The organism is Stutzerimonas stutzeri (genome assembly GCF_002890895.1).
GTDB lineage: Bacteria > Pseudomonadota > Gammaproteobacteria > Pseudomonadales > Pseudomonadaceae > Stutzerimonas > Stutzerimonas stutzeri_AB.
Genome location: NZ_POUL01000005.1, coordinates 246,506 through 259,790, shown reverse-complemented (window position 1 = coordinate 259,790; position 13,285 = coordinate 246,506). Strand labels below are relative to the sequence as shown.

The following is a 13,285-nucleotide window of genomic DNA, read 5'->3' as shown; positions in this document are numbered from 1 at the left end:
ACCAAACACCCGTCATTGCAGCTGTCATTGCGCGGTCGTGGTGAGTTGGCGCCGGGACACTTCATCGGATGTGAACGACTCGATCAGCCGCTGATAGTCGCCGCTCTCCCGCAGGGCTTGAAGCCCCCGGTCAAAGCTTTCGATCAGTTGTGCGGCGTCTGGCCGGCTGCGCGGGACGATGAGATGCATCGTCTGACGGCTCAGCACCGAGCCGGAAACATGAAACCGCGACCGAGCCGCTCCGGTTGACTGCAGAGCATGGAGGCCCAGCTGAAGATCGGCCAGAAAGAAGTCATCTCGACCGAGCAACAGCAACAGTGCGCATTCGTTCAAACCCCGCGGCGAATGGCGGACCAGCACCCCCTGATCAACCAGCGACTGAACCGCGACTGGCAGCTGCCAGCCCAGGGGGAGGCAAAGCCGTCTGCCGCTGCTGCCGGCAAGTTCATCGACCTCGACCGCATCCGTGGCGCGACTGAACAGGTGCTGCTCGGACACGTACAGCGGTGCCGAATAAAGAAACGCCTGCTCGCGCTGTCTGGCCCGGATATAGGGATATGTCGCGTCGTACTCGCCGCGCAGGGTCATCATGTAGCCCCGCTTCCAGGGCTGCCAGGCAAGCGACGACGCGGTCCCGCTGCGGTCGAGTGCCGCCTGCACCACCGCCGTCAGCATCCCTCCCCCGGACAGCGCTCGTCCCGTGAGCGGGGCGTAGTCATCGCCAGTCACTAGCTGCAGTTCCGTGCCATGCGCGCCGAAACAAACGGCCAGGCTTAACAGCAGAGTCCGGTTCCAAAATCCCTTCATCAACACCCTTGCCGCCCTTGCAAACGAATGGAGCGCAGCCTGCGCCACTATTGAAAGAAGCATCGCGATCAGCGAAGCGTATGCCGCTAGCGAACAACCTGGCCGCGCGACAGGCGCAACAGCAGCAGTGCCATGCCCACCCCGGCTGCAACCAACACAAGCATCGGGCCCAGGTAGCCGACCAGCTCCTGCAGCCATGCGAGCAGCGGGCGAACGATCATCAGGCGGGCTTCATCGCCATCATCCCTGAGCCCATAGGCCCCCTCCTGCCAGATCTCGTAAGCAGACCGAAGTGGCCAGAGACACAACGGCAGCAACAACAGGCACACCCAGAACCCACTACGCCGCCGTGGCCCTAGCAGCCCCCAGGGACGAAAGGCTGCACGAATCAGCTGGAAAAAGCAGAGGCTGTAGTAGGCGGGCAACAGCAAAGCTAACGCGTTGATCCAAGATGGGGCGAACCAGAGCTCGCGCGCCACGAAACCGGTGGCCGTCAGACTGAGCAAGGCCCATACAATAAGAAAGAAACTTTTCATCGTAGGCCCCAGTTGTCGGTTGTCAGTTATCAGCGAATGCCCATCGGAACAGAATCCCTCAAGGCATGCGCGCAACCGTTTCACGAAACCGGCTGAGAAGCGTCGCGAACGGGCCAGCTTCGAGCAGCCGCGCACGTATCAGAACAGGCTGAGCTGATCGGCCACCGGTTCGCTGATCGACGACGGCTTGGCCACGGAAGCCACTTCGGATTTGCCCGTTGCGTCGCTAGACGCCAATCGCTCGGCGAGCCCGGCGGCACGCTCCGCACGAGTGATCACCGCTTCGGCCAGCCGCGCCGGCAGCGCCCAGATCTCCACCTTGCGCTTGGCGCGGGTAATGCCGGTGTAGAACAGCGAGCGCGTCAGCAGCGGGCTGGGTTGTTCCGGCAGCGCCAGAAGCACTTCGGCAAACTCCGAACCCTGGCTCTTGTGCACCGTCATGGCAAAGGCGCTGTCATGGCTCGGCAGGCGCGCTGGGGCAAAGCCGCGATAGCCCTCGTCACCTTCGAAAAACACCCGCAGACCCTGCTCGGTTTTCAGACACAGACCGATATCGCCGTTGAACAGGCCCAGCGCGTAATCGTTCTGCCGGACCATCACAGCGCGGCCGGGATACCAGCGTTCACGGGTGGGCATACCGAGGCGTCGCTTGAAGCGCGCTTCCAGCGCCTCGTTGATGCCGGTGACGCCAAAGGCGCCTTCGCGCTGGGCGGTGAGCGCGCGGAAGCCGTTGAAGGCCTCGAACGCGGCGGACGGATAGGCCTGGCGTGCGGCCTGCAGATAGGGCGAATAGCCCTGCTCCAGTCGTTCGATCAGTGCGGCGGGACTGGGCGTTGCGCTCCAGGCGAGGTCCGCGCGCCCTTCCTGCAGCAGCGCGACCGTGCCCTTGGCATCGCCGCTATTGATTCGCCGCGCCAGCTCGCCGATGCCGCTGTCGCCGGCGAAACGGTGGCTGTGGGTGAGCAGCACCACCGCATCGCCAAGTCGCGAGTGCGGCGTCTCGACCGCTACGTTCTGCCCGGTAATGCGTTGCAGATCGGCCGCGGCCTGGCTATCGAAACCACGTCCTTCACACAGCTCGGCGAACACCGCGCCGGCTTCGACAGCGGCCAACTGGTCCTTGTCGCCGAGCAGGATCAGCCTTGCCTTCGGCGGCAGCGCGGCGACCAGCTTGGCCATCAACGCCAGATCGACCATCGAGGCTTCGTCCACCACCAGCACATCCAGCGCCAGCGGGTTGGCCGCATCGTGGCGCACCTTCGGGCTGTCGCCGCGGCTGCCGAGCAGGCGGTGCAATGTGCGCGCCTCGTCCGGCAGAGCGTCCTTGACGGCATCACTGACCGGCAGATCGGCCTTGGCGTTGCGGATCGCTTCGGCCATGCGCGCAGCAGCCTTGCCGGTAGGTGCCGCGAGGCCGATGGCCAGGCGTTCGCCACCGGGCTGCTCCAGTAATGCCGCCAGCAGTCGCACAACAGTGGTGGTCTTTCCGGTACCCGGGCCGCCGGAGATCACCGCGAGGCGCCGGCGTACCGCTTGAGCGGCGGCGAGGCGCTGCCAGTCGGGACTTTGCTGATTGAACGCAAACAAACGCGCCAGGCTGTCACTCAGTTGATCGTCATCGACATCCGGTGCGTCCGCCGCACGGGCCAGTAATTGTTCGGCCAGTTGCTGTTCATAAGCCTGGTAACGGGCCAGGTAGAGCCTGTCACCGATCAGGGTCAGCGGCGCGTAATCGTCTGGCGCGCCAATCAACGGGGAAGCCTCAAGCTGCGTACGCCATTGAGCCAGCGACGGCAGGCTAAGATCGACCTCAGGCCAGGGGCGCTTACCGGCGAATCGTTGGAGCGGCAGGCAAACGTCACCCGATGCCAGCGCCTCGCAGCAGAGCGCGGCGGCGAGTAGCACCGGCTCGGGGGCCGCCGGTTCGAGCCGCTGCAGGCTGGCGACGAGTGCGCGTTCCAGCGGGCCGAGGGGTAGATCGGCAAGGGTCATATGTCGCTCCTGATAGGCAGGAAGGCGCTGCCACGCCCACATTCGCGGTCAATGCCGTCAAAGCGCACCATCACCGCCCCTCCTCAAACAACCGATCCAGCGCATCGAGCAAGGCATCATCCGGCCTCGCGAAATACACCCCGGCCTCCGGCATGCCACGCAGGAACAGGTAGAAGGCGCCGCCGAGCTGATCGTCTTGAAAATCCGCCAGCCGCTGGCGCAGAAAGCGGCGCAGCGCCACCAGGTAAATCAGGTATTGCAGGTAGTAATGCTCGCCTGCCAACGCATGCAGCAGCCGTTCGCCGCCGTAGTAGCCCGCATCCGGGCCGAGCCAGTTGGACTTGTAGTCGGCGATGTACCAGCGGCCGTCGTGCTCGAAGGTCAGGTCGATAAAGCCCTTCAGGAAACCCTTGAGGCTGTCGAACTCCAACCGTGCCGCCGCTTCGCGCAGCGGTTCGGCGAGACCGTTGGCCGGATCGACCAGCAGGCTGCGCAGCCGCGCCACATCCAGGTTCTGCACCGGAAAGGTAAAGCCCAGCTCCGGCAGCCGTCTGGCAGACTGCAACGCCGCAAGCGTCAGGCCGGCGCCATCCATATCGGTTTCGAGCACCTTCTGCAGATGGCTGATGGCGACTTCCTTCCACTCCAGCGGCAGACCGTAGGCCTGCAATGCAGGCTCGACGAGTTCTGCCAGCTCGCCTTTGCCCCGCGCCCAGTCTTCGAGGATCGCATGCAGGCAAGTACCGGCCCGCGCACCGCGAGGGAAAGCAAAGAAGCCGCTGCCCGGCTCGCCGGCATCAGGAATGGCCAGGGCATCGCGGTCCGGCGCTTCCATATGCATGCCGGCGGCCAAGCCGGAGAAGCTGCCGATGCGCCAGGCGCTGTGCAGGCTGCGATTGAGCTGCGACAGCTGCTGAGGCGGTGCCGCTCGGCCAGGGCCTTGAGCACTGGCTTCGCGCGACTCCAGCGGCAGGCAGGCCATATGGCCGTCGCTCCCCTGCTCCAGTCGCTCGATGGCCAGGCGCAGGCTGCCGCCGTTGAAGTCCGCCAAGTAGTTGCCCAGCTCGCTCAGCGGTTGTTCACCTGGGAGTTCGCGACCGTGCAGCAGCCAGGCCAGGGCGCTGCTGTGCAGACCTTCGTCGGCCAGGCTGCCGTCCTTCTTAGGCTTGCACAGGTTGACCGGTCCCCAGTGCAGCCAGAGCCGATCACGTGCGCGGGTCAGTGCGACGTAGGCCAGGCGCAGCTGTTCGGCGAATACTTCTTCCCGTGCACGTTCGAGGTTGTCCTCCAGTTCATCACTGCCCAGGTCCAGCAGCGGCTGGCCATCGGCGTCGTGGCAACGGGCGCTATCGCGGTTCTTGCCGAGCAGTTTGCCGTCCCACAGGAATGGGCAGAACACCAACGGGTATTCCAGGCCCTTGCTCGTGTGGATGGTGACGATCTGCACCCGTTCGGCATCGCTTTCCAGGCGCAGTAGAGCTTCTTCGCCGGCGCCTTCGCTACCGCGTTGGGCGTTGAACCAGGCGAGCAGCGGTTCCAGCCCAGGCCGCAGCAGGCTTTCAGCTTGCAGCAGTTCGCCGAGGTGCAGCAGATTGGTCAGCCGACGTTCGCCGTCGACCCGCGCCAGCAGCCGTTCGGCCACCGCCTGCTCATCGAGCCAGGCACGGAACACGCGCATAAAGCCCTGCTGCTGCCACAGCTGGTGATAACGCTCGGCGGCTTCGCGTTCGGCGTCCCATTGCTGCTGATCGTCCTGGCAGCGGGCGAGATCGGCAGCACTGCGGCCCAGCAAGCGCGTGGCCAGGGCATAGCGCAGCAAGCCTTCGCGACCGGGTTCAGCGTAGGCGGCCAGCACCGCGGCCAGCTCGCCCGCCTCTTCGCTGCGCCAGACACTGTCGCGCCCACGCCGCACGCTGGGCACACCACGGGCGGCCAGCTCGTCGGCGATCATTCCGGCCTGGCGATGATTGGCCACCAGCACGGCGATATCGCCACCCTTGAGCGGCGTGAACTGGCCGTCCTTATCGAAACCGGCGCGTCCCTCGGCGGCGCCGGCCAGCTGCAAGGCAATACGCCGTGCGGTGTCGCTCGCCGCCAATTGCCCGGCCTCACCTTTGCCCAGCGGATCGTCGCCGAGCCAGACAAGCGACAGCGGCGCCGCTTCGTCCGCCCCCACCAGCCGCAAGCTCGCACGCGGCTTGTCGGCCGCACCTACTGCTGGATAGCGCAGATCAGATTGGGCAAACGGCTGCGGGTGATCGAACAGCTGGTTCAACGCGGCGATCAGCTCCGGCGTCGAGCGGTAATTGGTCGGCAGGTTGAAGGGCTCGCGATCGGCCTGCTGCTTGGCGGTCATATAGGTCGCCAGATCCGCGCCGCGGAAGGCGTAGATCGCCTGCTTGGGATCGCCGACAAAACACAGCGACGCCTCGCTGGCCTGTGCGTAGATGCGGTTGAAGATGGCGTACTGGATCGGGTCGGTGTCCTGAAACTCGTCGATCAACGCCAGCGGATAGGTGGCACGCAACGAAGCCGCCAAGTCTTTGCCGACAGGCCCTTGCAGCGCCTGATCCAGCCGGTTGAGCAGATCGTCGAAGGCCAACAGCCGCTGCGCCGCCTTGCGCTCCGGCAATTCGCGGTTGAGCCGTTCGAGCAGTGCGACCTGCAGGGCGATCAGCCGTTGCTTGCCGGCCGGCAGCGCTTCGGCGACCTGATCGGCCAGTTCATCCAGTGCATGGGCCAGCTCACAGACCGGCGCGTCATAGCCCTTCTTACAGGCCTTGTTCAAAGCTCGAACGCCGAATTTGGCCGCGCCGTCGGGCAGGTCGAACATCACTGCCGGGTCGGAAAAATAGGCGTCCAGTTCCACCTGCCAGGGGGCGAACTTGATGTTCTTGTGGGTGCTCTGGCTGAGCCCGCCATGGGCCAGCAGCTCAGAGACCCAAGCGCTGCCAGCTCGCTTCCACAACTCGGCAGCGCGCTGCCAGGCAGATTCTACCGGGCGCAGGTCGGCGGCAACGGGCGCCCCCTGCGGCTCGATGCGCAGATAGGGCTTGCCCAGGTGACTGCGCAGCCGCTGGCGCAGCCAGACGGGTGTGATTCGGCTCTTCGCCAGGAAGCGCGCCCAGGCTGGATCGGCGTCGGCCAATTCGCTGCGCCAGGCGTCGGCGAGCAGCGCGTCGATGATCTCACGGTCATCGGCGGTCAGCTCGCTGTCGAAATCTCCACCGGCCTCGAACGCGGCGTCCTGAAGGGCGCGCTGGCAGAAGCCGTGAATGGTGAAGATGGCCGCCTCGTCGAAGCCATGCACCGCCAGTAGCAACCGCCGGCGCGAGGCTTCGTCCGGGTAGCGCGCGTGCAAGCGGTTGAGGAAATCGTCGCTGCTCGGCGTGCCTTCATAGACCGCCAGCAGATCGGCCAGCCGCGCCCGGATACGCTCGCGCAGTTCGGCCGTGGCTGCAGTCGTGTAGGTGACCACGAGGATCTGCCCCACCGGCAACTGCCGCTCCAGCAGCAAACGGGCGTAAAGCGCCGTCAGCGTCCAGGTTTTTCCGGTGCCGGCGCTGGCCTCGATCAGCGAGCGGCCGTCGAAAGGCGAATCGAGCAGGTCGAGTTTCATTGGTCTTCCTCCTCATCGGCCAAGGCATCCAGCGCGGGACCTATCAGCTGTTGGGCCAGGGTTTCGAAGCGCTCATTCAGCGGATCACCGTCGCGGAAGGCCAAGGCGTTCCAAGGGTCTTCAGCCTCGGCAGCGATAGGACTGAACTCCGCCCCCAGCCAGGCTTCACGGGCGCGCTTGCGGCCACAGTCGAGCGGTTCGCTGCCGCGGGCTGGCTTACGATAACCCTTGGCGAAGGCATGGCTGCTACGCGGCAGTAGCGGCAGCGGCTCGCAGATGGCACTGCGATAGGCAGCGAGCCAGGGTTCGAGCAGCTCGGTGGCGTTCCCCAGCGGGCCCAGCTGCCAATCGCCTGCAGGCGAAAGCATCAAACTGCTGCGTTCGATACCCGGCGTGGCGGACAGGTTGAGCAGCAGATGGCGCAGCCAGAACGGCGGCAGATCCCACTCGCCCAGCTTGCCGAGCTTCCAGCCGAACAATCCGGCCGGCGTCACGCCGTCGAGCCAACCGTGCACGCGCACGCCGGCCAGGGTGATATCGACCGGCAGCGGCTCGGGCACGGCGTCCGGGCGCAGTTCGAACAGGCGCGGCGCGAAGGCAAGCACCGGCCCGCGAAGCTTGCCCCACAGCGCCTGCCCCAGCTCGCCGGTCGGCAGCCAACCGGCAGCACAGGCCATGCGGCGTTCGTCTTCATCGCTCCAGCCGTGCTCCATTGCCTGCAGTGACAGGCGTCGCAGGCCGTTCCAGGCCGGCATCTCCAGATCGAAGGGCTCGTCGCTGGCGAGCGATTCCTGATCGTCAGCCAGGCGCAAACCGAGGCGTTGTTCGAGCAGGAAGCGCGCCGGATGGCGGAAACACTGCAACAGCTGCGATGGCTCGATGGTCAGCCAGGCCTCGTCAGGCTCGGCGAGCAGGCTGGCGAAGGGTTGCGGCTGAGTCTGCGGCGGCTCGGCCAGACGCTGCGCGGCGCGGAACCAGGGCAGCGAAAAACCCGCACAGGGCGCGTCGCCGAAATTGCGTGGAGAAAACGGCTGTAATGGATGGGCGACAAGGATCTTCTGGCTAACCGTCTTGGGCGCAAGCTCGTTGGCGCTCTTGGATGCCAGATCAGCAGGCGGCAACGCGGCGGTCATATCGACCGCTTCGAGCACTTCGCTGAGCAACACTGAAGGCGGCAACACCGCGTTGTCACGCGGGTCGCGGCCGACATAGGACAGGTACAGCGCTTCACGCGCCGAGAGCAGGGTTTCCAGCAGCAGATAGCGGTCGTCGAGACGTCGTGCACGATCCCCGCGCCGCGGATGGCGACCGATCAGGTCGAAACCCGACGGCGGTGTACGTCGCGGAAACGCGCCGTCGTCCAGGCCCAGCAGGCAGACCACACGGAACGGCAGGCTGCGCATCGGCACCATGGTGCAGAAGGTCACCGCACCGGTAAGAAAGCCCGAGGCGCCGCCGCCCTGCTGCAGGGCGGTGCTGAGCTGCTGGTGCACCAGTTCCAGTTCGATGGGTCGCGTCAGGTCTGCAGCCTGGGCCTGATCGCGCAACGCCGCGCAGGCCTGGGACAACAAGAGCAGCGTGTCGCCGGCTTCGCGCTCGTCGAACAGGGTGTCGATCAGGATTTGCAGGTCATCGGCCCACTCGGACAACGGACGCGGCCGAGCCAGTTGATCGGCCAGTGTGCCGAGACGTTCGACAAATTCCACCAGCCGCCCCAGCAACTGCCCGCGCGCTCCTTCCAGGGCGTCCAGTGGCCAGTGTTCGCCGAGCAGTGGCGCGTGGTCGCCAGCCAGCTGCGGCGGCGCGGCAAAGCCTAGCAGCAGACGGTCCAGCCCCCGACGCCAGGTAAAAGCCGATTCGTCCGGCAGGCCGAGACGGGCCCGCTGGCTACCGTCGCGGCCCCAACGCACGCCGGCTTCGCGTAGCCAGTCGCGCAGCAGCGGCAGGTCTTCGCTTTCGATGCCGGCGCGGCGGGCAACGGCCGGCTGCTCCAGCCAGGCGAGGACTTCCTCGGCGGTAAAACGGCTCTGCGCCAGCATCAGCAATTCGAGGAAGGCCTCGATCAGCGGCATTTCAGCGCGCAGGCTGCGGTCGGCCAGGCTGTAGGGGATTCGCGGGCTGCCCTCGCGCGGGGCGAACACAGCGTCGATAAAGGGTGCGTAGCGCTCGATGTCGGGGGTCAGCACCACCACCTGATCAGGCGTCAGCGCCGGGTTGGTGGCGAAACGAGCCAGCAGCTGGTCATGCAGAATCTCTACCTCGCGCAGCGGCGAATGGGCGATATGCACTTCCAGCGAACGGTCATCCTCGGCCAGGCTGATGCGCTCCTCGGGCTGCCGGGTGCGCAGCCGCAAGATGTCGTTCTGCAGCGCGTGCAGCAGGCTGTCGTCGCGCAGGTCCTCGTCTTCGGTGTAGAGGCCGAACTCCTTACTGCCTTCGCTGGCAGTCAGGCTGAACAGCGAGTCGAAGAAGTCCCGCCCCTGCTTGCCGAGACTGGCCAGCAGCGGATGACCTACGTCCAGGTACCAATCGTCAGCACCGCTCTCGGGCTGGCGCGCCAGCTCGCGGATATCACGAATCTCGCCCCAGGCCTCGCGGCTGGGGTTGAGTGCGCAGACCACCACGTCGACATGCTGCGCCAGGCCGTCGAGCACGCGCAGGTGGTGCGGTGGCAGGCTGCTGATACCGAACACCAGCAGACGCTCCGGCAGCCCCGGCAAGGGCTCGTCGCTGTAGAGCCGCTGTAGCAGGTCGCCCAGCAGCCGTGCCCGGTGCGGGTGGCCGTCCTTGGTCAGCTCGCGCCAGAGCAGCGCCTGCCAGGCTTCATCAGGGCCGAGATCGAAGGTTTCGCCACGCTCCCAGGCCGCCAGCCAGTCGTCGCGATAGAGCAGGTACTGGTCGAACACGTCGGCGATCTTCGCCGCCAGCGACAATCGTCGGCGCTCGTCGCCGCCGTCGAGGTACTGCGCCAGACGTGGCGCCAGCTCAAGATTGGCTGGTTCGCAGAGCCAGCCATAGAGGCGCCAGGTCAGGGTCGTCGGGGAGAACGCCGATTGCTCCGGCAGGCTGCCCAGCACGGTGCGGCTCAGGTCCCAGACGAACTTGGCCGGCAGCTGAATCTCCAGCTGCATGGCGATGCCCTGCTTGCGCGCCAGCTCCAGCGTCAGCCAGCGACCCATGCCCTGGCTCGGCACCACCACCAGCGCCGGGGCAAAGGGGTCGGCGAGCGGCTGGGCGAGCAGGCGCGTGGCCAGTTCACCGAGGGTTTCAAGGTCAGGAGCGTGATAGAGGCTGAGCATCGGGGCGGCTTCGGTTGGGTCAGCGGGCAAGGGTAGCAAGTTCGGGTCGGCGCGCGGAGCGTGTCGTCCATCTGCCATGCGGCGATTGTTCCTACTCCTTTTGCAGGAAGCCAACGGTCCTTGTGATCAATATCAATGCCCCCACGGGCCGTAGGATATTTCATAGCAGGCAGTCCCCATGCACCTTTGCAGCCATCGCCTGCCTCAGGCTAGGAGCAACCGATGAAACTGAACCACCGGAACCTGCTGATTCTTTCACTGGGCGCAGCGCTATGTGCCTCACCGCTGGCGTATTCCGCCACTGATGGAGCCCAGGCCAAAGGCTCGGTAGAACGCAGCCATGCACGACAGGCCAACGCACTGCTTGATCGCGCCGCCACACACCTGCAGCAAGCGGGGCCAGAGCAAGCCCTTGCAGCCTTCAATGACCGTAAGGGCGGCTTTGTTGACGGCCAGCATTATGTGTTTGTACTGGACACGGCCGGGACCATGCTCGCCAGCAACGGCGCTTCCCGTGCATTGGTCGGGCTCAACGTGATGGATCTGAAGGACGCCGCCGGCCAGCCCTTCATCCGCGAGATAGTCGAAGGGGCCAAGACCAGCGACAGCGGCCAGGTCAAGTACCACTGGCTGAACCCGGCCGACAACAAGGTGGAGAACAAGACCAGCCTGTACCGCAAGGTCGGCGATCAGATTCTGGTGGTCGGCTACTACATCCCGCGCTCCTCCGCCGAGCACGCTCAGAAGATGCTCGACGAAGCCGTCGCGCTGGTGAAGCGTTCGGGCGAAGAGGCTGCCTATCAGGCCTTCAACGACCCTCAGGGCCGCTTCGTGATGAACGACGAGTACGTTTTCGTCATCGGCCTGGAGGACGGCAAATACCGCGCGACTGGCGCTTCGCCCAACCTGGTGGGCGTGGACGTTCGAGAAATCACCGACGCCGCCGGTACGCCGCTGTTCAAGCAGATGATCGAAATGGCCAAGGACAAGGGCATCGGCACCGTCGACTACGTGTGGCGCAACCCGGCCACCAATGCGGTGGAGAAAAAACACACCTTGATCCGGCGAGTCGATGATGTCCTGCTGGGCGTGGGCTACTACACGCCCAAATGAGCCTGACGGCTCGGCAATAGGCACCTGTGGCGTCAGCACTGATGTCATTTTGGTGAACGGCCGGCTACCGGCGATGGTCAACGTTCTATAACTCACAGCTTTTGTCCTCCCAGGTGCAGGGAGCTGTGGCCGTTGACCATCCAGAGCCGGAGGCCTTGCCCGATGCTGACGCTGTTGCATCTGCTGTCCTCCATCGCGCTTCTGGTCTGGGGGACGCACATCGTGCGCACCGGGATCATGCGGGTGTATGGCTCGCATCTGCGTCGGCTGCTCGGCCACAGCATGGCCAACGCGCCCATGGCCTTTACCGCCGGGGTTGGCGTCACTGCGCTGGTACAGAGCAGCAACGCCACCGCCCTGCTGGCTATTTCCTTCGTTGCCCAGGGCCTGATGGCGCTGCCCACCGCGCTGGCAATCATGCTCGGCGCCGATGTCGGGACGGCGCTGATGGCGCGGGCGCTGACGCTGGACCTGGCTTGGCTGTCACCACTGTTCACCCTGCTTGGGGTCTGCCTGTTTCTTTCGCGCAAACAGACCCGCGCCGGACAACTCGGTCGGGTGCTGATCGGCCTCGGCCTGATCATTCTCGCGTTGCAACTGATTGTGGCCGCGGCCGCGCCCATCACCGAAGCGCGCGGCATGCGGGTGTTGTTCTCGTCCCTGGCCGGCGACACCTTGCTCGCCGTGGTCGTCGGCGCGCTGTTCGCGGTGCTGTCCTACTCCAGCCTTGCCGCCGTGCTGCTGACCGCAACCCTGGCCAGTGCCGGATTGATCAGCCTGCCGGTCGCCCTTGGCGTGGTTATTGGCGCCAATGTTGGCAGCGGTGTTCTGGCCTGGCTCAACGCCACGCCGCAACCTGCTCCGGCTCGTCGAGTAGCGCTCGGCAACCTGTTGTATAAGCTCGCTGGCCTGCTGGTGCTGCCGTTTCTTCCAATGCTGGTCGAGTGGATGGCGACGCTTGGCTTCAGCGCACAAACCCAGGTGATCGCGTTTCACCTGGCTTACAACTCGCTGCGCTGCCTGCTGTTGCTGCCCACGGTGGGCCTGATGGCCAGGCTCTGCGAGCGACTGCTACCGGAGCGTATTCAGGACAACGGCATTGCTCAGCCGCGCCATCTCGACCCCACTGCGCTGGATACGCCGACGCTCGCCCTGGCCAATGCCACGCGCGAAACACTGCGTATTGGCGACCTGGTGGAAACGATGCTGGCGCGCCTGCTCGAGGCGCTGCGCGAAGACCGGCCGGAGCCCGGCGAGGACATACGTCGTCTGGACGATGACGTGGACGCCCTGTACAGCGGGGTCAAGCTCTACCTGGCACGCATGCCGCGTGACGATCTGGCCGAACAGGAGAGCCGGCGCTGGGCGGAGATCATCGAACTGGCGATCAATCTGGAGCAGGCCGGCGACATCATCGAGCATATGCTGGGCAAGGTGCAGAACCTGAAGATTTCCAAACGCCGCTCGTTCTCCGACAGCGGACTGGATGAGCTCAGCCAGCTGCACACTCTGCTCACTGCCAATCTCGGACTGGGCCTGTCGGTCTTTCTGTCCGGTGATTCACACAGCGCCCGCCAACTGCTGCAGCAGAAGCGCCAGTTCCGCAAGCTTGAGCGCGAGTTGGCCCACGCCCATGTCCATCGTCTGCATCAGCAGGTGGTGGAAAGCATCGAAACCAGCGCTGCGCATCTGGAGCTGATCGCCGACATGAAGCGGCTCAACTCATTGTTCTGCAGCGCGGCCTACGCGGCGCTGGAAGGCTCCGGCAACGGCAAACAACGCGCTACTGGCGAGACTTCGACTGCTCGGGAAACACCTACAACCGAGCACCTCCCCGGCAAGCCAGCCTAATCGGCGCAGTGACTAGGCCTGCCCGGCCCACGCAATTACAGGGTTCCACAGGCAAAAAAACCCCGGCG

At 65.3% G+C, this 13,285-nt stretch carries 7 protein-coding genes; 2 read left to right on the top strand and 5 right to left on the bottom strand.

The genetic code is table 11. From position 1 onward, the window contains the following. Window positions 1-24: 24 nt before the first annotated feature. The 5 genes from CXK96_RS11655 to recC form a co-directional block, all read right to left on the bottom strand. Window positions 25-729 carry a substrate-binding periplasmic protein gene (locus tag CXK96_RS11655; protein WP_102836782.1) on the bottom strand — a complete coding sequence of 235 codons (705 nt, stop codon included), beginning with the start codon at window positions 727-729 and terminating at the stop codon, window positions 25-27. A 164-nt stretch (window positions 730-893) separates the two neighbouring features. Further along, window positions 894-1,343 (bottom strand): hypothetical protein, encoded by a 450-nt coding sequence (locus tag CXK96_RS11650; protein WP_102836614.1) that lies wholly within the window; start codon window positions 1,341-1,343, stop codon window positions 894-896. 138 nt (window positions 1,344-1,481) lie between these two features. Continuing rightward, on the bottom strand, window positions 1,482-3,335 hold the full coding sequence (recD, locus tag CXK96_RS11645) for an exodeoxyribonuclease V subunit alpha (protein ID WP_102836613.1): 1,854 nt from the start codon (window positions 3,333-3,335) through the stop codon (window positions 1,482-1,484). Window positions 3,336-3,405: 70 nt separating this feature from the next. Next, the gene (gene recB, locus CXK96_RS11640; protein WP_102836612.1) at window positions 3,406-6,954 is read right to left on the bottom strand and encodes an exodeoxyribonuclease V subunit beta; all 3,549 of its coding nucleotides are present in this window, start codon (window positions 6,952-6,954) and stop codon (window positions 3,406-3,408) included. Continuing rightward, the gene (gene recC / locus CXK96_RS11635; RefSeq protein ID WP_102836781.1) at window positions 6,951-10,253 is read right to left on the bottom strand and encodes an exodeoxyribonuclease V subunit gamma; all 3,303 of its coding nucleotides are present in this window, start codon (window positions 10,251-10,253) and stop codon (window positions 6,951-6,953) included. The genes recB and recC overlap by 4 nt, the downstream gene beginning before the upstream one ends. A 222-nt stretch (window positions 10,254-10,475) precedes the next feature. Here recC and CXK96_RS11630 point away from each other — a divergent pair, with 222 nt between their 5' ends. Beyond that, on the top strand, window positions 10,476-11,366 hold the full coding sequence (locus CXK96_RS11630; protein ID WP_102836611.1) for a cache domain-containing protein: 891 nt from the start codon (window positions 10,476-10,478) through the stop codon (window positions 11,364-11,366). 162 nt (window positions 11,367-11,528) lie between these two features. Next, on the top strand, window positions 11,529-13,217 hold the full coding sequence (locus CXK96_RS11625; RefSeq protein WP_102836610.1) for a Na/Pi cotransporter family protein: 1,689 nt from the start codon (window positions 11,529-11,531) through the stop codon (window positions 13,215-13,217). Window positions 13,218-13,285 lie beyond the last annotated feature (68 nt).